We start from the raw sequence: 23,981 nt of genomic DNA on the forward strand, positions 1-23,981 counted from the left end.
TGCTAAAACCCTTCTGGAATCGCGCCTGATGATGGCAGAATTGTCTGGAGCAAGCGCAATGTTTTCCGAATTACATTAGAGTATTCTGTTCCTTGTTTGATGGCTTCTTCAATTTCATTAGAGAGGGCGTTCATGCTTTTGTAATCAAGTTCTCCCATCAACTCCATATGCTGAACTTTTCGGCACATGATTACTGCTGGATTAACTTCTTCAGGTGAGGCGATTAAGGCTTCTAAAGGTGTTGCACCTTTAGGACCTGCTCGTTTTATGATTTTGATAATTTCCCCTGGCTTCCTCTCAATTACAGAATTTGCCATGTCAGGATAAAAAGGTGCGAAAAGGTCGCGCAGTAATTGGTCGTCGGCTGCAATGTTTTCATCTACAGGATGTTGTTGTCCCTCAAAGGACACTATTACTTTAACCATTGTCGAAGGTTCCTATTTAAAAGTTGAACTAGACCCCAAACAGCGTTAGCTGTGTGCCTTTGCTGGTTGGGTTTTCTTCTTGAGTTTTGATAGGGGGAGAAGCAGCGGATTGTTTATTTTTGGTTTTCTTCTGGGCTGCTGCGTAAGAAATAGCCCGTCGCACTTGTCTGTTAGGGAAATCTGCTATTAATTCGTTAAGAAGATCGGTGATAGAAGCTGGTAATTCACCCATTTCCTTTTCTCGCAGCATTTTGTTAACGGGAAAGTCGCCGTGGCTACTGGCTGCTAGTATCACCTTTCTACCTTCGGGAGAGTTGTCATCAGGTAGGAAGGTAATGGTCAGCTTTACTGTGCATTTTTCAAAGATGTAAGGTTCTAGTTGTTTATCTTTTGAGTTTGTTTCTGACTCAAAGTTTTTGGATTCTGAGTCGTCATCATTCGACTCGTCCACTTCATCATTGAGTAAAGCTGCACTTGGCGTGTCAACTATTGGTTCTTGTTCACTTAGCTGTGAATCACTTGAAGTGTTGTCGTTAAGTTCATCACTCTTGGGGTAGAGGAGTGCTAAGTAATCAGAGGCTCCTGATGACCAGCGATCGCGATCAAAAAGAAGTCCTAATTCTTGAAACCGTTCTTCTGTTGTTTTGTGTTTTTGAGAACGATTGGGGTAAGAACTGAGAGTAGCAGGGCTAATTGAAAGTTGAAGCAGTGAGACAGCTTGTTCTGGAGTTAGCCAGTTCATGATACGTGTTTTCTGCAATAGTCAATTGTTCTGCTTGTGGGGGCGATCGCCCCGTGAAAATTAGACTTTGACCTTTAAAGATGGTTTACCGTACTCATAATATTCAGTTTTCCCTACCTTTAAAGAATTCACTTTTAAAGTCGGTAATCATCATTTATTTAGTGATCAAAACAGAATTTACTCCCTAATTGTTTATGAATACTATGAGACTAAAGCAACGATTTAATTTCTAGATTTAGTAGAGACAATACGAGGGATAAACAAGATGTTAGTTCGTTACAACCCCTGGCAAGAAATGAACGCTATTCAACGTCAGCTAAACCGCTTGTTTAACGAAACTTTAGTACCACGCTCATCTGAGATTCGAGCGTTTACAAGAGTTCCCGCAGCCGAAATATCTGAAACTGAAGATACTGTTCATTTGAAGCTAGAACTTCCAGGTATGGAAGCCAAAGATCTGGATGTGCAAGTGACAGAGAATGCTGTTGCTATTAGTGGCGATCGCAAGTCCGAAAATAAAACCCAAGAAAACGGTGTCACCCGTACCGAATTCCACTACGGCAAATAAAGAGCGCGTAATTCCCTTACCCGTACGCATTCAAAACACTAACGTTACCGCAGAATATAAAGACGGTATTCTGAATTTGACACTGCCTAAAACTACTGAAGAGAAAAATAAAGTCGTCAAAGTTAATTTAGACTCTGCTGCTGCTTGATAGGTTGTCAAAGCGTAATCAGTTTTCAAAGCACACCTTTGTTAGTTAACTTAAATCAAAGCCTGGTTGCTTTTATGCACCGGGCTTTTTTATTAACTTAGTGTTAATACTGTTGTATGAGCAATTCCCCCGTGGTAGAACAAATCGTACTTTGAACCGAGTTTTGGAGAACGGACAATATAATGGGAAAAGGCACGCAGTCGAATACCCGCTCACTATGGCACTGATCGAATATCTAGGAAATGATAATTGGCGTGAAGCTCTTCGCAGGAGTTTTGAGGGAGCAATTGCTTTATTGCAAACGGATCGATTTCGTCTCACCTCTAGCGCGATCGATGATGTCAGAAGTTGGTTGACTAGTGGTGGAGTCAGTCGTGTCCAACTTCAGCTTGACCGACAGATGAAGGCGTGCCGTTTAGCTGAGGATTACCAAAGGGAGATTCGTGATTTTTTAGGGCAGCTGGTGAAAGAAAATCAACGCCCTCTAATGCAACTGATGGCTGATGGTATCATTCCACCGAACCAAGCTGATTTTCTGGTGACGATGGGCATTTCAGAATCAGAATTTGATGCAATGTTGCAACACTTGTCTGATGGTGTCAACCCTTTTGAAACGTGGATGTTGGCAAATGGCTATTCTCAGGAAATAATCGACCAAATCTATCAAATCATCGATCGCTGGCTTGTACAGACCGGATTAAGTTTTCCCGCACGCCCTTTTGACCCCACTTTGAACTGAGCGCAGTACCACAAGGAACGCGCCCACTTCTGTGTGAGTCGCACTTATTAAAGTGCTTATCTTTTGATACAATGGGTTAGCACGGCTTACGCAGAAACAGTTGAGGAAAGAACGGGAGTACTTTGCTCCAGTAGTTCTACTATGCGCTGAGCGACACCCGTTGCCGATGCCGGATTTTGTCCAGTTACAAGGCGATCGCTCACTACCACCTTAGCTTGAAAATTAGGTGCTTTGTCTACAGTTGCACCACGTTCAATCAGCTTCGATTCCAACAGGAACGGTACAACATCAGTTAATCCCACTGCGGCTTCTTCTTCATTAGTAAAGCAGGAAACAGTTTTACCTGCAACCAAATACTCACCATTAGAGAGTTTAACGTTCACCAGTGCAGCCGGACCGTGACATACTGCTCCAACCACGCCGCCAAGCTCATAAATCGCTGTCGCAATGCGGGCAAGTTCTGCGTTATCGGGGAAATCCCATACAGTGCCGTGTCCACCTGCATAGAAGATCGCATTGTACTCGACCGGATTGATTTGCTGAGGACAAAGTGTGTTTTCCACTTGTGCGACTTTTTCTGGATTGTCGAGGAAGGCTTTATTTAACGGATCATTCAGGTCAATCCCAGTCATGGGAGCTTTGCCACCTTTGGGACTTACGTATTTAACCGTCAAGCCTGCTTGGTCAAACACTGCAACCGGATGGCTCACTTCTGACAAGTAGAACCCGGTTTCTTTGCCTGTATCTCCTAACGTGTCATGACTGGTTAAAACGACTAAAACTTTTGCAGACATACGATGGCTCCGTGGGTTAAAAACGGTAGATTCAGGCAAACGCTTCTTTTACATCAGAATGGTTTACCTGATAGTTCCATGTTAGAAGTCACCTATCTAAAATACAAATTATAAAAATTAGGTCTAAACATAATTAAAATTATGGTTAATTTGGAATGGTATCGTAGCTTCATTGAGATTTATCGGGTGGGAACCGTATCGGGGGCGGCACAGGTGTTACATTTGACGCAACCCGCAGTCAGTCAGCACATTGCAGCTTTGGAGTCTACTTTGGGTACGCAGTTGTTTCAACGTCTGCCGAGACGTATGTTACCAACAGAAGCAGGAAAGCGGTTGTATACCCAAATTGCTGCTGCGATTGAAACGCTCGAATCGATCCCAACAAAGGCTGCCCTAGCTAATGCTCCACTTCTTATCAGGCTGGGAACACCGCAGGAATTCTTCTGTGAACACATACTGAAATACTTGTCTAAAGCTGATTCGACACTGTTTTCAATTCGATTTGGATTAACGCCGGAATTGATAGGGCAACTCTTGGAGAATAATCTTGATTGTGTGATTGCCACGCAAAAGATTTCCAATTTGGAACTGGAATATCAAGTAATTTTTGAAGAAAGCTTTTGGCTAGTTGGACCACCAACAGCAATCATTCCAGTGTCTCAAGATGTCGATTTAACAGTGCTAGAGCAGTGGCTGAGCCAGCAACCCTGGATTGCTTACAGTGAAGACTTACCAATTATTCGGCGATTTTGGCGGGTTATTTTTGGTCGTCGCTTGAATGTTAATCCACAGTTTGTTATCCCAGACTTGCGTAGCATTCGTGCAGCGATCGCTCTTGGGTTAGGTTATAGTGTTTTGCCCGATTATCTCTGCAAGGAATGGATTGCTGAAAATCGTCTCAAGCTGGTTCTTAAACCAACTTTAGCTGTCACGAATTACATTTGGTTAGCATATCGAAAATCATCAAGACAGTCACAGCAGACAGTAACACTCCTGAACTTACTAGAATCGATTCATTGATGCTTTTTCGCTCATATTTGAGATTTCCACATCGCCCCATTTGAAAATCAACTATATTGCCGCTACGACCCTTTATATGTTGACGACCAGCCAAACAGCTTACGCAACCTTTGTGAAGGGTTGAATTTGAATACCCAATTTTCTCGCTCTGCTCTGACATAAAAAGTGCCAAAGTTCCTGATTGAAACGCTTTCACCTTGTTTAAGAGATTCGTAAATTTCTTCTATGGTGGCATCAACGATTTCTTCTACCGCGCCAGTTTCCTTGATGACTCGGTTGGATACACGACGTACCAGTTCTTTTTTGTCTATAGACATCCAAAGTATCAATTAATTAATTTTGTTGACAATCATTACATATTAATGCATTATGCGAATTTATACTACGTTATATAAATGAGCGATCGCCATAAGCGGAAATCTTACCTCCGGCGATCGCACGAATACGCCCTTATAGTCAGCGAAAACATTGACTCCAAGTCTTCGCAACTTGGCGCTGTTCAATTGTAAAATGAGAGTATTCTTACCTACCAATCTTTTAATGGTTTTGAGCGAAGTGGGCGAGGTGGACTTGCTTTTTCGTAGAAAAATTTGATTGGGTCATCCAAAATAGGAGTCAAAGAAGCATAATTGGGATAGCTTTCTTTTATCTCGTTTAACTGCGTAGGAGTGAGTGCCAGCATATCAACACTAGCAATTTTTATTAATTGAGCGTGAGATTGTAAAGGAAAATTTATAAGACCATCTGGATGTGACCTTAATAAATCACCAACTTGATTGAGAGAAATGGTGACATCTTTAACTGCTATAAGCTGTTCCATAGTTAATGACGAAAATTCACCGTATGCTAATTTTAACAAGATAAAAGTAATATCGTCATTCAGTCCTCTTCTCGTTACAGAGGTTTCACTTGTATGCACAGGTCCTAATTCTATTTGATATCCAGTACATTTACACTTCCACCAAGCTGCATCTGTTCTACGTACAAATTCTACCCACTTCAAACTAGATGACTGCTTATTTAAGGCTCTGAGACTGCGACGAATAATACGAGTTTCTTTACCAATTCCGTGATAACCGTACCAAAAGTATCTAATAACAATAGTTGGCAGATCATTTCCTTGCCTTGGAAATATACCAAAGACAATTGCATATTTAGCTATTTTTTCTAATGACTTACCTAAAATTGTTTGAGATGGTATAATTTTCCGTGCTTCTACTGATGTCTTATTAAGAAGAGGACAGTACTTTTCTATGTAATATAATTCCAATTGATTTAGCTGAACTTCATCACAGACTATCCAAGCAATACGAACGGATGTTTTTTTATTAATCTTATTTAATTGCTCAAACCGATGATGTCGAAGCCATCTTGCTTGTAAGTTAGATGCTTTTCCTACATATAATACTTGATTGAGGGAATTAAGAACTATGTATATACATGTACAAGTAGGTAGATACTGCCGAGCATTTAAGGCAAGACTGGGAAGCTCTGATAACTCAATATTCATTTAAAAAAATTTTATTGTTATCTTATTTTTAGCTCAATGTCAAAGTAAATAGCAATTATTATTAAGAGTTAAAAATTAAAGTTTTAAATAATTTTTGACCGTTTCTACATAAGTAATGCTAGTAGAATTACTATGAATAGCGATCGCTTACAAGACGTGGGTCATTAGTATTCAGTAGAATAATCAGTTGCACTTGGTTTACTAATTCCCCAAGCACCAAATATGCTTATTATTTGGTGCTTGAGTGTATGAATTACTTCACTGCGGAAGCTTTCTTTTTTCCATTACGTTTTTGGTGGTTATCCTGAACGTCTTGGATGTTTTTCGGAATTATTCCGTACTCAACTTTCCGCTTGCGTTCTATGTGCGTACCGTCTACGGGTATACCTTTTTTCCAATCGGCGATAATTCTCTTTTTGTCAGGAGTAACTACTTCTTTTCGGTTGACGTACTCTTCAGGTAATTCCTCCGTAGGAATCAGTACTTCACAACTGGGCGGGTTTTCCTTGATAGTAATGTGGCGGGATTTGCCCACTAATTTATCTGGTAGAACTCCAGTGGAGTGGAAGTACAGTAGGGTTTCATCCAGTCTTAGTCGCCAGCGTTGCAAGCGATCGAGTGCCGTTTTATGAATTTCTACCAGATGTTCAAGGCGTGCTTTGATACCAGCTATTTCGGCATCCAGTTGATCTGCTAACTCGGCTTGCGTGTCAGTAGATGTTTCTTGGTTTTTCTGGTTTTCCCAAAGTGCTTTAATTGTTTCCTCTTCTTCCTCTGGGGTTTGGGCGCTTTCTAGCCGTGTCCAAAGTTCAACAGCTTCTAGTGAATATTTGGCTAGGATTGCTTGAGCTAAGTAAGACATTTTTACCACCTTCCGCAGCTGTGTTTGTAGTCCCATTCGGTTTCAATTTGATTGATGATGATCAAAGTGCCTAAATCTGGTTTTTCTTCAGATGATGTAGTAACTGGTGGGATACTGGTAGTCGTTTGATGTTTGAGTTTGGATGACTTTTGTTTTGTGACTCGTTTTGGCATAATTGTTAGTGCCTTTATCAATGGTTATACAACTGTGTTGAAAGTCAGAACGTGAGAGAAATGTTGCTGACATTTAACGCTGATAGCGCGGTAGCGCGGTGCTTGTGTAAGGTGCTTGGTTCACTACAAGAGGTATTGATGCGGTTGAAAGAAGCTTTATATATCGTCAATATTCTTTAGGGAAGATATTGTCTATCTTCGGGCGGTAGAGGTCATTTCAAAAGTTTTATGTCAACATAAATTAATAGGCTATGCAACTTTATTTATGAATAAACACTCATATTTTCGTTTTATAACAATGTGAATTTTTAGTGAAGCTTAAGTTCAAGATGCATGGTTTATTCAATTAGCAGAATTGCTTCAGCTTGGATAAATCAGAGCGAAGATAATCAGGTTTTTGTCTTTTGGAGGTGATGCCATGTCGCCGCAATGTGAAAAGGCTAATATGTCTGCTTTGATTACAACCAAGCAGGGCAATCGAGTCGTTAATCGAGCGACTAACCGAATTTATGGTTTTGTGGGGCGTGATGAGGCTCTTGATGCAGAAAAGATTTACACGGGCAGAGATTTTCCGCGTCTGGGTCTTCTGGGTAGTCCTTTGGGGAATTATGAATATCGAGTGAAAAACCACTCACCAGCTGAACATAATCGTGCAGTAGCTGCTTTCCGTCCGTGGTTTGAGCGAGAGATGTCCAAGGGTAGGCAAGGAAAAGCTTCGGAGGTTTATCAAGAAGTAGATCGAATTGCTGATAAATTATTGCAAGGACAAAAGGTGATTTTGACCTGTTTCTGCGCTCAAGGGCTTCCTTGTCACACCCGCGATGTGGTTCAAGGAGCAATAATTGACAGGGCGTTGGAGAAGCAGCGAGAACAGCAGTTTGAGAGTGAACGCACAGGTGCAACGAAATCGTCTTCAAAAAACTCTGCTGCGCTTGTTGATGCGGTCAGTGAGCCAACTCAGCCAACGATAGAAGAGGGTATTGCCGCTCTGACTCGGAGCAGTATCGGGAAGTGCCTAGCTTTACCTATCAATATTTATACTCGTAGCCCAGATTGGTTAGGAGCTTCGCTTACCAATCCCACAACCATAGCTGAGTATTGGGCTGCAAAGGGGCAAAGTGGGATTCGCGATCGCTTCCCCGTTTTCTTCAAAGGACAGTTTTGGAAAGACGCAGAGGAAGCTTACCAGCATTTTAAGGAGGATGTTCCAGCAGGACCGGAACGTTCTAAATTGATGACGGACATCCTCAAAGCCAAGTTGGAACAATACCCTGAACTTGTCAAAGCCATCGACAAACGTGGGGGTCGTCGTTGGTTGGAGACTTGCGAACACAAGGTTAATGGTGGGTTTTGGGAAGGGAAAGGATTAAAAAGTCCATTCATCAAATGTTTGGCAGCTGCTTATGAGCGAGTAAGCGATCGCTTAAACGAGAAGGCTGCAAGTCGTACTATGACTGTTGCATTTTCGGGCAGCCGTTCAAAATATTTTACCAATCCTATTTGGAAGCGGCGGGCGAAGCGTAGTCTGGATGAAATGGTAAAAACTACCTTTGAAACCGCAGAGCGCCTTGGCTATGATCGTGTTTGCTACATTTCGGGCTGCGCCTTGGGAGTTGATTTTTGGGGTGCTATCTCAGCATTGAAGGCACGGAAACAGCAGCGCCAGGGGCAGCTTCCATCTAAGCCTAAAATTGAAGTGCTGGCTGCTATCCCCTGTATTGGGCAAGAAGGCACATGGAAGCAAGCCGATCAGCGCCGATACTTTAAGCTTTTAAACCTTGTTGATGACTTGCATCTGGTCAGCCGTGACCATTATAAAAATCCCGGTCAGTTGTTTGAGCGAAACAGTTGGATGGTAGAGCGTTTGTCTGGTAGAGACGATATTTTGGCAGTGGTTCAGGTTGGTGAGTCTTCAGGAACTCAAGACACTATTGAGAAAGCGCGATCTCAGGGCAAGGCTGTGCTGCGATATTCTCCAGAGACAAATAAATATTCTTATGAAGATGGTGGAGATGTTCAAGTGAAAAAGTTGGAGCGGTTTAATTCAGTTCCAGAACGGAAAAGAAGTATAAACCAACGTTCTCAGATTGAATTATGAGTAAAGGTTTTTATCCTGTGGTTATTTATCCGACTTTGGTTAGCAGGTTTTGTGCAGAAAATCCCTTACCAATTCAAAATGTTGGTGCTACACCAGAGCTTATTCTTCCTGTACCGCCGCGATCGCCTCAGTTTTATGAAGGAGCTTATACTTGGGTGCTACGGGGGTGGTTGATTAGCGTGGCGGCTTTAGTGCTGACTCAGTGGTTATTCGGGCTTTCATTAGTTGCGTTTTCTCTAGCTTTAGGTTCCTCTGCGATTAGTGGGGTAGCGCTTTGGTATTACTTGCGTCTGTGCGACACCCAAGCAGAAACACGGTATAAACAACGGTTGGCTGAGTATCAGCAGCAATTATCGGAGTATGAAAATCGTTACAACCGTCGTTTGAAGTTAATGGCGACGGGTACTCAAAAGAATTCTTTACTGTTGCAAACCCGTCAGAAGAAGTTGAAAGCTTTGCTCAATGGTCGTATTCAATTGCCCTGTAATTCGAGTAATGCCCAGCAAGGGGTAAGTGAAGAGCAGTTTTTTCGCTATTTACTTCGTTATTTTCCAACTGTTTGTCAGGGGATGGAATTTGAAATTCCTAACTCGTCTTTTCGTTACTCGGCTGATTTTATCCTTTATCACCAGCAATCTGGTTTAGGTGTAGACATTGAAGTTGACGAACCATATGAAGGGCGTACTGGAGAACCACATCATTGCGTAGACCAAGGTAAGGATAGCCGTCGCAACCAATTTTTTATTGATAATAACTGGATTGTCATTCGGTTTTCTGAAAAGCAGGTTGTGCAACATCCGGATTCTTGTTGTAAGGTAATTGCTAGTGCGATCGCCCAAATTACTGGTGATTACAGTTGTTTAGCTTCTCTTCAAGATGTTCCGGCTTTGCTTCTTGATAAACAGTGGACAATAAAACAGGCAAAACGAATGGCTAAAACTGATTATAGGCAGTCTTACTTATCGGGTGTTTCATTTCCAAAACGTAGTTATTCAGCAAAGATAAAGTAGCAAAAGTCGCGTAATTATCGTAGAATTAGATAATGTTGAAAAATCAAATTAGCACTATTACAAACATTACAAATTAATAAAGAAGTGCCTCGCCAAAAGTTATTTACAGTCAATGCTCTTAAAGATATTATGCAGCAAATCGAAACAGGAGGCACATTATGAAAGCAATTGTTTGTGATGGTGATATCCTGAAAAGTTTAGATCCCCGTCAGGTGGCAGTTTATTTGCAATCTAAAGGATGGCATGAAAGAACCCGCGTTCCTGCTCAAGTATCTAGTTGGACTAGGGACACTTTCTCAGAAGATAAATTAAAGATTTATTTACCCTTAGATCAGGATTTCGACGATTACCCCCGTCGAATGTACGAAGTTATGGAAATTCTGGAAAAGGCAGAAAATCGGTCACAACTGGATATTTTGAGCGAGCTAATCACGGTGGCTAGGAATATCGAAATTCAAGGACTCGTGACGCAAGTTCAACCGTCAGCCGAACTAAAAAGTGGTAACATTACGATTCAAGGCATTGTTGTGGATAAGTTGCGGAAAATCCACATCCAGCTGAGTGAACCAGAGTACAGTCTAGCACTCCTCGCTTACTCTGAGCGTTTGCCTATCATCTGCACTGGGGATTTAATTAAGGAGGGTGACTCCTTTGTGCTGAAAAACCTCCATAACTTTGGTTTATATCCAGAAGAAGCAACAAATTAACCGTAGTTGGCTCTACTGTGCTAAAACAGTCTAATTGTATGCGAATGTCTGTAATGCAAAAGTTGAAAGCCTTGTTATAAAAGAGTTATAACCACCATTTGAAATTAAATTTTGTGGTTAACTCCTTCCCTCCCAGATCAAAAGTTGCCTTGAAGCTGCAACAAAGCAGTTGAGATGCTTGGGTGGGTAAAGAAAATGGGCGTTGCATAATAGAGGGAGGAATTGAGGTTATATACTATGCAATGTCCATACTGTGAGACTACTGAGATTAGAAAAAACGGTAAACGAAGAGGTAAACAAAATTACATTTGTACCCATTGCGGTCGTCAATTTATCGATGTCTATAATCCACCGAAAGGATACTCGGACGAAATTAAACAAGAATGTTTGAAGCTGTACGTCAACGGCATGGGATTTCGCGCAATTGAGCGTTCCACAGGAGTTCATCACACAACGATCATTTATTGGGTTAAACAAATTGGTGAACAACTACCTAATGCACCTCAAGAGAATGAAATTCCAGAAGTTGGAGAGTTAGATGAATTGGAAACTTTTGTCGGTTCAAAAAAAAACAAAATTTGGCTGTGGACAGTAGTAAACCACTTTAGCCAAGGAATTCTGGCTTGGGTGTTGGGGGATCATAGTGCAGAAACGTTTAAGCCTCTATGGGAAATTGTTTGCTGTTGGCAGTGCTATTTCTATGTTACAGATGGATGGAAAGTTTACCCTAGTTTTATTGATGCAGGTGATCACATCGTCAGTAAAACATATATGACCAGAGTAGAGGGTGAGAATACACGTTTACGTCACTATTTAGCACGCCTACATCGAAAAACATTATGCTATTCCAAGTCAGTAGATATGCTTAAATACTCAATTAGATTGTTACTCCAATATTTAAAGTATAGAGAAATACCTGTGTTTAACTGATTCATCCCGCATTTATGCAACGCCAGAAAATGATCATAGGCTAATGCCATCTGTCTTGCTGCCTCACTATATGGTACTCTACCAATTCCCGTACCTAAACCAGGACAAGCAATGCTACTAATCTTGTGCTGAGCGTGTTGGTTATGATACCGAATAGACAAAAGCATAGCCCATATGGCACTTGGGGAATGTCGGTCCCAATAATAGACATGGGAACTCGCATTGTAGGTGTATGAGCTAGAAATGGGTGCTTGAAATGACCAGTTTCTACAATCATTGATGTTCCCACTGGCTGTTCACCTAAATAATCTACAAGTATGCGTTGCTGGACTCTTTCCATCAAGTCACGACCAAAAAAATTGATAATGGCAGCATCCATCCCACCATCCATCATGCCGAAAGAGTTGGCAGGGCTAACTAAACAGTCAAACTCTGGCAGCCACTCAAAGTAGTCATTAACTATTTCAACGTTAGGTAAATAATTGAAATGTTCACAGAAAGCTGCTGCTAATAATGAATCGGGCGCTACTAATATCAGTTTCAAGCTTTATTCCTCCGCTTGAATACTTATTATATATCACCAATGGGGTGGGAGTATATCAATTTGACTGGTGATTGTATTTGGAATTTCAAGTCGGTGAGTAGCCTTGATAAGTTGCGTCCTTTGCGGTTGAAAAAATAAAATTTATGAGTAGCTGAAAGTATTATTGGGTGAGGGGCGCGTGTATGGGGGTGGATTGCATAAGCTGGAGCCGAAGGAATTGGGTAATGCGATCGCGTCCATTACGCTACCTAAATTGTGTTTTTCCGAGGGTGACAGTTGTCACGGCTGGTAATGGTTGACCTCAATACAAAGGGCTTGCATTTATGTGCAATCCAAAACTTTCAAAAAACGCTCAAACTTCAGTGTAAATAAAATAAAACAAATAAATAAACTTAGAGGTTCCAAGCCTCTATGTTCTGTAAGTTACTGCAATAAATGGTTGAGCAATGGGTACACGTCTTAATCTTCCTTTTACAATCAGTCTCTTACCTCTGTACAACCCGCTTATTGCATATTGTAGCAACCAGTTATCCTCACAGCCGTAATGTTTGGAATCCTGAGACGGTGTTAATATTAATATCATCAACATAGTCAATTATGAGTATTCCTCGTAACGAGTCTATCATGACCCTAAATTTACGTAGATTTATTGAGGCTTGTCGTCCCACTAAAACCCTAGATATGGAGAGTGCTGAGGATCGAGGGTACTACATTGATTTTACCTCCGTTCGAGGTGACAAAGTTGTTGATAAATTGAAGCGAACTATCTCTCGTCTCTACCCCGATCAACCTACCTGCCAATTGTTTACCGGACATATCGGATGCGGTAAATCTACTGAGTTATCAAGGCTACAAAATGAGTTGAAGCAAGAAAGATTCCGTGTCGTATACTTTCAGGCTACGGACGACTTGGATGTAGAAGATGTAGACATTACTGATATTTTGCTGGCGATCGCCCATCAGGTGAGTGAAAGTTTAGTGAAGGAAAGAGTTAATCTGCCGACACGCGGTTTAAAGGGTTTTCTAAAAGAAGCATGGGAGTTTTTGAACACACCAATAGAAATCACTGAAATAGAAGCTTCCCTACCTGACGGCATTGCTAAAATTACGGCGACAATAAAAGATAGCCAGCAACTGCGCTCTAGGTTAAGGCAGCGCTTAGAACCAGAAACTATGAAACTTTTAAATATTATCAATGAAGAAATTTTCAAAGTCGCCACAGAACAGCTAAAGGAACACTATAAAGGACTGGTTGTCATTGTAGATAATCTGGATCGGATACAGAATAAAACAACTGCTGTATCCAGCAATCCCCTGCCAGAATATCTTTTTGTTGATCGGGGAGAGCAGTTAAGTCAAATGAATTGCCATCTGGTTTATACTCTTCCCCTGTCACTAATTTTCTCCAATCAGCGAGAAGTGTTGAAGAGTCGTCTGGGGAAAGGTGTAAGTCCGATGGTATTACCAATGATACCAGTGCAATGCCGAGACGGTGAGGAGTATACTGAAGGAATGGCTTTGCTGCGGCAGATGGTATTAGCCAGAGCTTTTCCCGATGCTACATCAAAGGAGCGCCTCAATTTGGTTACAGAGGTTTTTGACAGTATGAAAACCTTAGACCGACTGTGCAGGGTTAGTGGCGGTCATGTGAGGAACTTGCTGGGGATGCTTTATAGTTGTCTTCAGGAAGACGATCCGCCAATTTCTCAGAGAGTACTGGAAAAAGTTATCCGCATGGAGCGGGATGCTTTGGTGTTGGCGATTGATCAAGATGAGTGGGATTTGCTGTTGCAGGTAGTGAAAGAGCAAACAGTAAAGGGAGACAAAGAATTCCAAACTCTTTTGCAAAGTCTCTTTGTTTTTGAATACCAGGATGAGCAAGGGAAATGGTTTGGTTTGAACCCGCTATTGTTTGAAACGGAAAAATATAAGTTGTGGAAGCAACAGAAGGGCTAGTTAACATCTCATTTGGAAAAAGATAGTTATGCTAAAGGGGTAAGGGTTTTCATCAATTTGTTGTGTGATGAGATCATGTGGGTGTCTATTTTGAAGGGGTGTAAAGTGTGGGGTGTGGAGAAAAATAGTTTTCTTTCTGTTGTGTGCCTAATGGGTTTAGATAATTACTATCAGCATTTCTGTAGGCTTATCCCATAAACTCATCCCTACAGTAATTAACCAACAACATCGTCGTTTATGCCATGAGTGACTTACACCGATTAGAAGAAATTTCAGCAGATAATGCTCAATCTCTGAGAACCTTGGAACGAGCAATCAAGAACTCGCAGAGGCAATTTTCCCTGATTCTGGTGCGGTGCAACTATGCCTACTTGCGATCGCAGATGCTGTCACTATTTCGTAAGCGATGCAGCTTGGTTATTGAAGAGTTACCCCTTGAACCGTCTGCTGAGACGCTATATACTACTATTTTCGAGCGGTTTGGTCAAGAGCAACCGGATGCTTTGATGATTTGGGGTTTAGAGTCAGTGGTAAACCTTGATGGACTGCTGTATGCTACCAACAATGTGCGAGATTCATTTCGCCTTTTTTCCTTCCCAGTGGCATTGTGGGTAACGAATGCAGTTTGGAACAAGCTGAGGCGGAAGGCACCGGATTTTATAAATTGGGCTAGTCCAATAGTAGAATTTAAGCTTTCAGTTCAAGAACAGATGGCGTTACTGCGTGAAAATGCTGAGAAAGCCTTTGCCGAACAACCAGAATTTAGCTTAGATAATGCTGAACTTGAGGCGCTTCAGCAAGATTTGCAGAATTCAGGTCAAGAATTAGAGCCAGAACATAGGGTTACTTTAGCATTTATCTCAGGGTTAAATTACTACAAAAAGTCTCTTTTTGATGATGCAATTAAGCAGTATCAGCAAAGCTTAAATTTTTGGCAACACAATCACCAGTTTGAGCGGTGCGGAATTATTTTATTCCATCTCGTCTTGGCTTATTATCTGAACGGGGAACAATATCGGGAAGAAACGAAGTATTATATTCAGAGATGTCTGGAGTTGTTTGATCTGGCGAAACGTCCTGATTTGTTGGCGAAACATATTAATAAGTTGGGAGAAGTTCTGCGACAATTACAAGAGTGGGAAAAACTGCAACTGCTTGCCCAAAAGGCTTTGGCGCTGCATCAAGAGTATGGAAAGCTGCAGCAAGTGGCTCAAGATTATAGCTTTTTAGCAGAAGTTGCTCTCAAAAAAAATTCAGATTGGCAGGAGGCGAATGGACTGGCGCTACAAGCTCTGGAAATTTTGGAAAAGATACCTGATGCTGAGTCTCAAACTTTGGGTTTCAATTACTTCATCTTAGCCCAGTCACAACGAAAGTTAGGCCAAATCCAAGATGCGCTTGCTAACTTAGAAGAGTCAAGAAAGAAGAGTCAGCCTCAGTACGATCCAAATCTTTACGTTGAAATACTAGAGGAGTTGCGACAGATCCAATTTGAGAAGGGGGAATATCTAGAAGCCTTTCATCTAAAGCAAGAGAAACGGGAAATTGAGAGCCAGTATGGTTTGCGGGCTTTCATCGGTGCGGGACGTTTACAACCACCAGGGCAGGTCATTAATCCCATAGCAAGGAGTGCAGGAAAAAGTCGTGATATATCCCTAGAGGATATTGTAGCCGCTTCTGGGCGGCAGAAGGATGTGGAGGAATTGATTGAGCGGATTAAGAGGCGAGATCGCAAAATAACGGTAATTTACGGTCCGTCGGGAGTGGGCAAAAGTTCAATTTTGCAAGCTGCCTTTGTGCCAGCACTCCAACAAAGTTACTTTGAAGGGCGTGTTGTGTTGCCTGTGTTGGTGCAAGAATATGAAAATTGGGTTGATAAATTGGGGGAGTGTTTAGCAGTGCTTCTCAAGAAGGAAGTAGGAGAGCAAAAACGCTTAAATCTGATAGAAACGTTACATAATTTTGAAAAAAATGGTCAATTAACGGTGTTGATTTTTGACCAGTTTGAGGAGTTTTTCTTCGATAACAAAGACCAAACCAGTAGGCGAGAATTTTATGAATTTTTGCGCCAGTGTTTGGAAATTCCTTATCTAAAATTCATTCTATCCTTACGGGAGGATTATATACATTGCTTATTAGAAATTAGTCGTAACACAGATATCAAAATTGATAAAATTTATGAGTATATACTCTATTACTTGGGCAATTTTTCAGCAGCAGATGCTGAAGCGGTTATCAAAAATTTAACAGCACGTTCGACTTTTCCTCTAGAGTCAGATTTAGTCGATCAATTAGTGAAGGATTTGACGGGGAAATTAGGAGAGGTGCGTCCCATTGAGTTGCAAGTAGCTGGTACGCAACTGGAAACAGAAAAAATTACTAAGCTTAAGGAATATCAGGAACTTGGCTCTCAGCCTCAAGAAAAACTGGTAGAAAAATTTTTAGAAGCTGTGGTCAAAGACTGCGGCGAAGAAAATGAACGAGCTGCTCAGTTGGTATTGTACTTGCTCACGAGTGAGAACAATACTCGACCAGTCAAGACTAAGGCAGAGTTGGGGGAGGATTTAGATACAGAGGCAAAAAAGCTGGATTTGGTATTAGAGATTTTAGAGGGTTCTCGTTTGATATTTCGTGTGCAAGGAGTGCCAGAGCGTTATCAGCTTGTTCACGATTATTTAGTCAGCTTTATTCGCCAGAAGTATCAACCTCAATCCCTAGAACTGGAACTGACGAAAAAAGAACTCAGGGAAACTAATAAGCTCTTAGAACAACAAACCCTAACGCTGAAAGCATCCGAAAAAGAACTTAGGGAAACTAATAAGCTCTTGAAACAACAAGCCCTAACGCTGAAAACATCCGAAGATTTACTGAAAAAACAGCAAGAGGAGTTACAGCAAATCAACGTTGAACTAGAAGAGAAGGCAGAGTTGTTAGCCGTGCAAAACCAAGAAGTCGAGCGTAAGAATCAGCTAATTGAACAGGCAAGGCAATCTTTGGAAGAGAAAGCGGAACAACTGGCACTATCGTCAAAATATAAGTCCGATTTCATAACGAATATGTCCCATGAATTGCGGACACCGCTCCACAGCTTGTTAATATTAGCAAGGATACTTACAGATAACGTAGATGGGAACCTGACACCAAAACAAGTTGAATATAGCAGCACAATTTACTTAGCTGGTAATGACCTGTTGGCGATCATCAATGACATTCTGGATCTGGCAAAAATCGAATCTGCAGCTATGTCAATTGACATAGATCACATGCAGCTTACAGAATTGCAAGAAAACATTGAGCGTACTTTTAGGCAAGTAGCTATTGACAAAGGACTCAATTTCACTATTGAGTTTGCTCCCGACCTTCCAAGAAGCATTCATACCGATGCGAAACGCTTACAACAAGTCCTGAAAAATCTGCTAGCCAACGCTTTTAAATTTACAGAGCTTGGAGAAGTACGCTTACGGGTCTTTGTTGCAACCCAAGGATGGAGTCCTGGCCACGAAACTTTGACTCGTGCCTCGACTGTGATAGCTTTCGGAGTAAGCGATACGGGTATCGGCATTGCCCGTAACCAGCAAAAGATAATTTTTGAGGTATTTCAACAAGCAGATACCAGCACCAGTCGCAAATATGGCGGTACGGGGTTGGGCTTGTCAATTAGCAGCAAAATCACCCATCTGCTGGGTGGAGAAATTAAGCTTGTCAGCCGCCTTGGTGAAGGTAGCACGTTTACACTTTACATACCCCAAGCGGTAGGACACGGAGATACAGGAACAAAGGGACAAGAAGACCTGGGGACAAAGAGAATTATTCAACACTTCCCCTCTCCCCTACTCCCTCACTCCCCTTCCAGTACCACTTCCCTGACTGATGACAGAGGTAACATTGGGGATGGCGATTGCATACTGTTGATTGTTGAAGATGACATTAAATTTGCTAGTCTAATTTTAGACATGGCGCGGCATCACGGATTTAAGTGCATCATTGCCCATAACGGCAGTACGGGTTTGGCACTAGTACAGCAGTTTCAGCCTTCAGCTATCATCCTTGATATCAGCTTGCCTGGAATGAATGGTTGGATGGTGTTGGATCTTCTCAAGCACGATTTGAGTACCCGTCATATCCCAGTACATATTATGTCAGTTGAAGAGGGGCGGCAGCGTGGATTGCAGCAGGGCGCAATTGCTTATTTACAAAAACCTGTGAGTGGTGAAGCGTTACACCAAGCATTAACTAAAATTAAAGGTTTTGTTGAGCGTAGGGTGAAAAACTTGTTGGTGGTGGAAGACGACGTCACTCAACGCCTGAGTATTATGGAATTAATTGGCAACAATGATGTGGCTACTACTGCTGTTGGTACTGGCAAACAGGCGTTAGAAGCAATGGGGCGTGAACAGTTTGATTGCATGGTTCTCGATTTAGGACTACCTGATATGAATGGGTTTGAACTAATCGAACAAATCAAGCAACTACCAAATGGTGAAGCACTACCAATTATAGTTTACACAGCGCGGGAACTTACTAGGGCGGAAGACAGTCGATTGCGACGCTTGGCAGAGACAGTAATTGTTAAGGATGTGCGATCACCCGAACGTCTCCTTGAAGAAACAGCCCTGTTTTTACATCGAGATCAAGCTAATTTGCCCGCACCTAAACGACAAATACTCGAGCAATTACATTCGTCTGACCTTGTACTAGTAGGCAAAAAGGTGCTAATCGTGGATGACGATGTGCGCAGTATTTTTGCCCTTACCAGTATGCTTGAGCGCTATCAGATGCAAGTTGTTTATGCCGAGAATGGTAGGGATGGAATTGAAGTTTTGCATTCTACACCAGATATTGATGTAGTTTTAATGGATGTGATGATGCCAGAAATGGACGGCTATGAAACCACACGCTGTATCCGCCAGAATGCACAATTTAAATCCCTGCCCATTATTGCACTCACTGCTAAGGCAATGCAAGGCGATAGAGAAAAGTATATCGAAGCTGGGGGATCAGACTACATCACCAAACCTGTAGACATCGAACTGTTGCTTTCACTGTTGCGCGTTTGGCTGTATGGATAAGTACATTTACTCAAAAATATTGTCCGGAAATCAGCTTTCTTCAAGAAATCAGGTTTCCTCCGTATCCCAGTATGTCTAGGTAGCCGCGCCTTTTTAATTCCGCTTTTATGCGCAGGTGGTTTTTTAGATCCGGGTCAATTGCAAGTATTGAATCTGCGGCAGTTCGTGCGATCGCCAGTATTCCCCCATCTTCTACCAGATTCGCCAAAACCAAATCTGACAGCCCAGATTGGCGAGTCCCCAGCACTTCACCTTCTTTGCGCAGCCGCATATCCATCTCAGAAATGAAAAAGCCATCTTGCGACTGTTCCAGCACACCGAGACGACTACGCGCCTCTGTTGTTTTGCTACCATTTATCAGTAGACAGTAGGATTGGTGGCAACCGCGTCCGACACGTCCTCGCAGTTGATGCAGTTGGGATAAGCCAAAACGCTCAGCATTTTCAATGAGCATCACTGTTGCATTGGGAACATCTACTCCTACTTCAACAACCGTAGTGGAAACGAGAATTTGAGTTTGGTTGTTGCGGAAAGCTGCAAGCGCCTCATCCTTCTGGGCTGAAGTCATGCGTCCGTGCAAGATACCCACTTTGAATTCGGGGAAGATTTTTTCCGATAGACGTTGATGCTCCTCAATAGCTGAACGCACATCCAGCTTTTCCGATTCTTCAATCAGGGGCAACACAATATAGGCTTGATGTCCTTTGATCACCTCGCGGCGGATTAAATCGTAGGCTGATGTGTTTTTGGTCAAGACTTTAGTGCGGATTGGGGAACGCCCTGGTGGTAACTCGTCAATTTGACTGACATCCAAATCCCCATGCAACGTCAGCGCCAGTGTCCGGGGAATTGGTGTAGCCGTCATTGTCAGCACATGGGGTTGCTCCCCTTTTTGCTGCAACTGCATCCGCTGCTGTACGCCAAACCTGTGCTGCTCGTCAATTACCACCAAACCCAACTTATTGAAATTCACTTTGTCTTGAATTAGGGCATGAGTACCAACCAACAGCGGTAGTTCACCAGTTTCCAACTGGGCTTGTATGCATGAGCGTTTTGCGGTTTTCGTCGAACCTGTGAGCAGTTCTACTGGCAGGTACATTTTGTTGAACCAGTCAGCTATCTTGCGGTAGTGCTGTTCTGCCAGTACCTCAGTGGGAGCCATCAGCGCCGCTTGGTAGCCAGATTGAATGACGGCGAGTATTGCAACTACCGCCACTACAGTTTTACCTGCGCCCACATCCCCCTGTACCAATCGGTTCATCGGCGTGGGCGATCGCAAGTCATTGAGGATGTCGTTGATGACTCGCTGTTGTGCTACTGTTAGCTCAAAGGGCAATTGCGAATAGAATTGTTCAATTAGCGCACCTGTAGGAGCGATGTTCGAGATGGATGCTCGTGCTTTGAAAAGGTGGCGACGTTGAAGTAGCGACAGCTGGAGGTAGAAAAATTCATCAAAGACTAGCCGACGACGGGCAGCAGCCAGAGACTTGCTATTGGGGGGAAAGTGGATGTTAGCGATCGCCTCTTTTAACCTAACCAATCCATACTGCTTCCGCACATACGCAGGCAAGGGATCTTTTAGTTGATTGATAACAGTTAAAGCAGTCTGGATGGCATTTTGAACTAACTCCAACGTTACCCCTTTAGTTAAAGCGTAAATAGGGATAATTGCAGAAGATTTAGCTTTGATATCTGCTAATTCAATTACCCTAATTTCTGGATTATTTAGCGTCTTGCCCAAGTACAAATCATCTTTAACTATTCCAGATACAGCAACGAGTCGAGTAGTGGAGTAAAGGTTTAACTGCTCACAACGCCAGCGCTGGGATTTGTAATAAGGATGGTTATAGAAACGTTTACAGGTAATAGAACCTGTCTTGTCTCTAATTGTCCAACTTTGGATTGTTAATTTTGGGTTTTTGGCAGGACTAATAATTTCATGTTTTTTGATTTTACCGATGATTGTGACGTTATCACCTACTTTTAAGTTGGCAATTCTGACTCTGCGATATTTTATGTAATCGCGGGGGTAGTAGTATAGTAGGTCTAAGATGGTATAAATTCCCAGATTATTAAGAAGTTTGCTGTTAGTTGGATTAATACCAGGTAGATTATGCAGGGGGTGGAATAAACTCATTGGTGTAAGAATGGTAAGGTGCGCGTGATATGGCACGAGGTTTGCTACGTTTTAGCTGCGGTAGCAGCGTTTATTGGAAAAAGAAAACCCCCAGCATCACCAGGGGTAAAATTTTTGTTGTTCCTATGTAGAGGAATTGTCAAAAAGTGACTTTCATTTCGACTTTCCTAATGTTTAATTGGACGATTTTGTTTTGAATAAACTAACTAAATGTCCGATTTATTCTGTAGAATGGTGTTGCGAGCGCCACCATTTGATGCTTCTAGCAATTGAAGCTGTATCTCGCGTAGGATAAGCGGGTTTGCTATTGGCACTTTGCCAAATTAATAGAGCTTCTTCTGCGTCCAAGGGCGGGTTACAGCGTTTACAATATTGGCGAAATAGGCTTTGCGGTGTTGGATAGTAAGCTATGCCTTGTTCTTCCAAGGCGGCAGATGTACCCAGTAAGTTTCGTGCTAATTTGTAGCCTGAGTTGTTGCGGTTTCCTTGTGAGTCTCCTTGTTTTATTAGAGTTTGGTCGATCTGGGTTAAACAAATAGATAATGGAATGGTTTCAGCGCTACCGCGCAGCTGTTTTAGAAGTAAAGAAGTGCTGTTTTGGCGGTAGAGTGGCTGTATTGTCCGGCGCTTGCTGTGTAAGAGCAAACGTTCATTCGGGACACCTTGCTGCAACTCTTTTAGCAACAGTACGCTGCTTGGGTTTACGTCTTCTCCGTTGTGTTTTCTTCGGAGGAGATGAACCCATTTTCTCCATCGTTCATCTGATAACCCATAGGGGAATAAGCCAGTTGAATCAAGTGCGCTCTCTAGCTGCTCTGGACTGTACTGGCAATTTGACCACTGCTCAACAGTGATTGGGATTGGTTTACTTAGGACTCCATCAACAACTCGCCGCCGGAATAATCCCGGTAGCCGCATGGCACGAGCTAAGTTGCAGATAGCTGGATCTGAGGTTTGGGTTATAGTCAGTTTGCGATTGAGTACTAACCATTGCTCAGGAGTTAGAGCAGTTTTGGCGCGGAAATAGCAATGCAGCGATTTTCCTCCAGTGAACACCACAGCAGCTGGTTCTAAGTTTGTTTTTTGTTTAAGTTGTTGCAGTGCGTCCCACTGATTTTCTAATGGCAGATCGTCAATTTCATAGAAGATCGTTTGGCAGCTTTTTACGTGGTTGTTGCTGATGCCACGAGTAGGTTGATTTGGGTAAAAACTAATTGTGGCACCGATACGAGACAGTTTGAAGACATGAGCAAAGCCGTCTGTGTGTTTTTTAGTTGACTGCTTCCAAATCGTATTCCCGTATTTGTCGCGTCCTCCATATGTACATTTGGTTAGGCTAAAGCCTTTGCCAGTAATTCTGCCGCAAAAAATGTATTGACAATAAACGGTTTTGTTATTTATGCGGTACTTTCTCCAGCTATTAGGGGCTGATTCTGTTTTGTGATCCCACGAGACTCTGATCCAAATTCGGGTTCCTATGGCAAAACCTATGGTTTTGAGAAAACGGATGGCTGTTTTTCTTGACTGATTGCTCATTGTATACGTGCAGCTCTGCATGGAACACAGCAGCGATCGCTGCACGGGATCTATGAAAATATAGTATAAAATCATGCAAGATGTTGATTTTTTTTAGAGCTAATACTTTAGTAAGGCAAAGATATTACTTGTTGCCATTTTGACAACAGAGGCTCTATCCGGTAAAGTGTCAGTTGAAAGAGCGAGTAAATAGTGAAAACCTTGCGGATCAAAGGATGAAGTAGTGAAACGAGACTCTATTTATTATCAATTATTTAAGCGCTTTCCTGGATTACTTTTTGAACTGGTTGATAACCCTCCAGAACAAGCGCAAAACTACCGATTTGAGTCAGTTGAAGTAAAGGAAACCGCTCTACGCATTGATGGTGTATTTTTACCACCAGAGGGGACAACACCCAGAATTGTCTTTTTTGCCGAGGTTCAGTTTCAGAGGGATGAAGCCCTCTACTATCGGTTTTTCACTGAAACTCAGATGTACCTGAACCGAAATCGGTTTCAGTATGATGACTGGTATTGTGTGGTAATTTTTCCATCACGATCTTTGGAACCGAGCGATAAAAAAACTCATCGATTATTTTTGAATAGCGACCAAGTGCAGCGAATTTACCTTAACGAGTTGGGCGATCCAAATCAGCAGCCAATAGGCATAAACTTGATGCAGCTAACGATCGCATCGGATGAAACGATGGCAGAGCAAGCAAAGCAATTGATTGAGCGAGTACAATTAGAGAAAACAAGTACACTGCCAAAAAACGAAATACTAGAAGTAATCACCACCATTGCCGTTTACAAATTTTCCCAGTTGAGTAGAGAGGAAGTTGAAGCCATGTTAGGACTGACTTTAGAGCAAACAAGGGTTTATCAAGAAGCGAAAGCCTCCGGACGAGAAGAACGGGAAGCTGAAATGTTGAAACTTACCGTGCCTCTGTTACTAAAAACTGGGATGACTGTGGAGCAGATTGCTCAACAACTCAAAGTTGATGTAGAAGCTGTCCGCCAAGCTGCGGAGTAGA

Annotated in this window: 19 protein-coding genes and 1 pseudogene; 10 read left to right on the forward strand and 10 right to left on the reverse strand. The window is 42.3% G+C overall.

Features of this window, described 5'->3' with window-relative positions:
• Positions 1-2: 2 nt before the first annotated feature.
• Entirely contained in the window at positions 3-425 is a 423-nt protein-coding gene (locus ICL16_RS10840; protein WP_190827259.1) for a hypothetical protein, read from the reverse strand.
• Between the two features lie 28 nt (positions 426-453).
• Positions 454-1,167 (reverse strand): hypothetical protein, encoded by a 714-nt coding sequence (locus ICL16_RS10845; RefSeq protein WP_190827261.1) that lies wholly within the window; start codon positions 1,165-1,167, stop codon positions 454-456.
• A 265-nt stretch (positions 1,168-1,432) separates the two neighbouring features.
• Between ICL16_RS10845 and ICL16_RS10850 the strand changes: the two are divergent.
• Together ICL16_RS10850 and ICL16_RS10855 are read left to right on the forward strand one after the other, a co-directional pair.
• A pseudogene (locus ICL16_RS10850) lies at positions 1,433-1,883 on the forward strand (Hsp20/alpha crystallin family protein).
• Between the two features lie 217 nt (positions 1,884-2,100).
• Positions 2,101-2,622, forward strand: a complete 522-nt coding sequence (locus ICL16_RS10855; protein ID WP_190827263.1) for a hypothetical protein — start codon at positions 2,101-2,103, stop codon at positions 2,620-2,622.
• 86 nt (positions 2,623-2,708) lie between these two features.
• On the opposite strand, the gene ICL16_RS10860 is transcribed toward ICL16_RS10855, so the two are convergent.
• Positions 2,709-3,416 carry a type 1 glutamine amidotransferase domain-containing protein gene (locus tag ICL16_RS10860; protein ID WP_190827265.1) on the reverse strand — a complete coding sequence of 236 codons (708 nt, stop codon included), beginning with the start codon at positions 3,414-3,416 and terminating at the stop codon, positions 2,709-2,711.
• Between the two features lie 141 nt (positions 3,417-3,557).
• On the opposite strand from ICL16_RS10860, the gene ICL16_RS10865 reads away from it, so the two are divergent.
• Entirely contained in the window at positions 3,558-4,436 is an 879-nt protein-coding gene (locus ICL16_RS10865) for a LysR family transcriptional regulator (RefSeq protein ID WP_190827267.1), read from the forward strand.
• Between the two features lie 62 nt (positions 4,437-4,498).
• On the opposite strand, the gene ICL16_RS10870 is transcribed toward ICL16_RS10865, so the two are convergent.
• The 4 genes from ICL16_RS10870 to ICL16_RS10885 form a co-directional block, all read right to left on the reverse strand.
• Positions 4,499-4,753 carry an HU family DNA-binding protein gene (locus ICL16_RS10870; RefSeq protein ID WP_190827269.1) on the reverse strand — a complete coding sequence of 85 codons (255 nt, stop codon included), beginning with the start codon at positions 4,751-4,753 and terminating at the stop codon, positions 4,499-4,501.
• Positions 4,754-4,962: 209 nt separating this feature from the next.
• Positions 4,963-5,946, reverse strand: a complete 984-nt coding sequence (locus tag ICL16_RS10875; protein ID WP_190827271.1) for a GIY-YIG nuclease family protein — start codon at positions 5,944-5,946, stop codon at positions 4,963-4,965.
• Between the two features lie 253 nt (positions 5,947-6,199).
• Complete coding sequence (locus tag ICL16_RS10880) at positions 6,200-6,808, reverse strand: siphovirus Gp157 family protein (RefSeq protein WP_190827273.1); 609 nt, start codon at positions 6,806-6,808, stop codon at positions 6,200-6,202.
• A 2-nt stretch (positions 6,809-6,810) separates the two neighbouring features.
• A complete protein-coding gene (locus tag ICL16_RS10885) occupies positions 6,811-6,981 on the reverse strand; it encodes a hypothetical protein (RefSeq protein ID WP_190827275.1) in 171 nt (56 codons plus the stop codon).
• A 418-nt stretch (positions 6,982-7,399) separates the two neighbouring features.
• Between ICL16_RS10885 and ICL16_RS10890 the strand changes: the two genes are divergently transcribed.
• From ICL16_RS10890 to ICL16_RS10905, 4 genes are all read left to right on the forward strand, one after another.
• A complete protein-coding gene (locus tag ICL16_RS10890; RefSeq protein ID WP_190827277.1) occupies positions 7,400-9,079 on the forward strand; it encodes an SLOG family protein in 1,680 nt (559 codons plus the stop codon).
• On the forward strand, positions 9,076-10,089 hold the full coding sequence (locus ICL16_RS10895; protein ID WP_190827279.1) for a hypothetical protein: 1,014 nt from the start codon (positions 9,076-9,078) through the stop codon (positions 10,087-10,089). Before ICL16_RS10890 ends, ICL16_RS10895 begins: the two co-directional genes overlap by 4 nt.
• Positions 10,090-10,247: 158 nt before the next feature.
• Positions 10,248-10,796, forward strand: coding sequence for a hypothetical protein (locus ICL16_RS10900; RefSeq protein ID WP_190827281.1), 549 nt, complete (start codon positions 10,248-10,250; stop codon positions 10,794-10,796).
• A 237-nt stretch (positions 10,797-11,033) separates the two neighbouring features.
• Positions 11,034-11,726: an IS1 family transposase gene (locus ICL16_RS10905; RefSeq protein ID WP_190827283.1), complete on the forward strand. Its 693-nt coding sequence runs from the start codon at positions 11,034-11,036 to the stop codon at positions 11,724-11,726.
• Between the two features lie 94 nt (positions 11,727-11,820).
• Here ICL16_RS10905 and ICL16_RS10910 read toward each other — a convergent pair whose 3' ends face one another.
• Positions 11,821-12,270 (reverse strand): macro domain-containing protein, encoded by a 450-nt coding sequence (locus ICL16_RS10910; RefSeq protein ID WP_238360718.1) that lies wholly within the window; start codon positions 12,268-12,270, stop codon positions 11,821-11,823.
• A gap of 624 nt (positions 12,271-12,894) precedes the next feature.
• Here ICL16_RS10910 and ICL16_RS10915 point away from each other — a divergent pair.
• A complete protein-coding gene (locus ICL16_RS10915) occupies positions 12,895-14,226 on the forward strand; it encodes an ATP-binding protein (protein WP_190827285.1) in 1,332 nt (443 codons plus the stop codon).
• Positions 14,227-14,936: 710 nt separating this feature from the next.
• Positions 14,937-19,295: a response regulator gene (locus ICL16_RS47190; RefSeq protein ID WP_337906978.1), complete on the forward strand. Its 4,359-nt coding sequence runs from the start codon at positions 14,937-14,939 to the stop codon at positions 19,293-19,295.
• Between the two features lie 40 nt (positions 19,296-19,335).
• On the opposite strand, the gene recG is transcribed toward ICL16_RS47190, so the two are convergent.
• Both recG and ICL16_RS10930 read right to left on the reverse strand, forming a co-directional pair.
• Positions 19,336-21,432, reverse strand: coding sequence for an ATP-dependent DNA helicase RecG (gene recG / locus ICL16_RS10925; RefSeq protein ID WP_190827420.1), 2,097 nt, complete (start codon positions 21,430-21,432; stop codon positions 19,336-19,338).
• 219 nt (positions 21,433-21,651) lie between these two features.
• Positions 21,652-22,968: a hypothetical protein gene (locus tag ICL16_RS10930; RefSeq protein WP_190827289.1), complete on the reverse strand. Its 1,317-nt coding sequence runs from the start codon at positions 22,966-22,968 to the stop codon at positions 21,652-21,654.
• Between the two features lie 223 nt (positions 22,969-23,191).
• Between ICL16_RS10930 and ICL16_RS10935 the strand changes: the two genes are divergently transcribed.
• Positions 23,192-23,980 (forward strand): Rpn family recombination-promoting nuclease/putative transposase, encoded by a 789-nt coding sequence (locus tag ICL16_RS10935; protein WP_190827291.1) that lies wholly within the window; start codon positions 23,192-23,194, stop codon positions 23,978-23,980.
• Position 23,981: the final 1 nt, after the last annotated feature.

The sequence above is a fragment of the Iningainema tapete BLCC-T55 genome (assembly GCF_014698965.1).
Taxonomy (GTDB): domain Bacteria; phylum Cyanobacteriota; class Cyanobacteriia; order Cyanobacteriales; family Nostocaceae; genus Iningainema; species Iningainema tapete.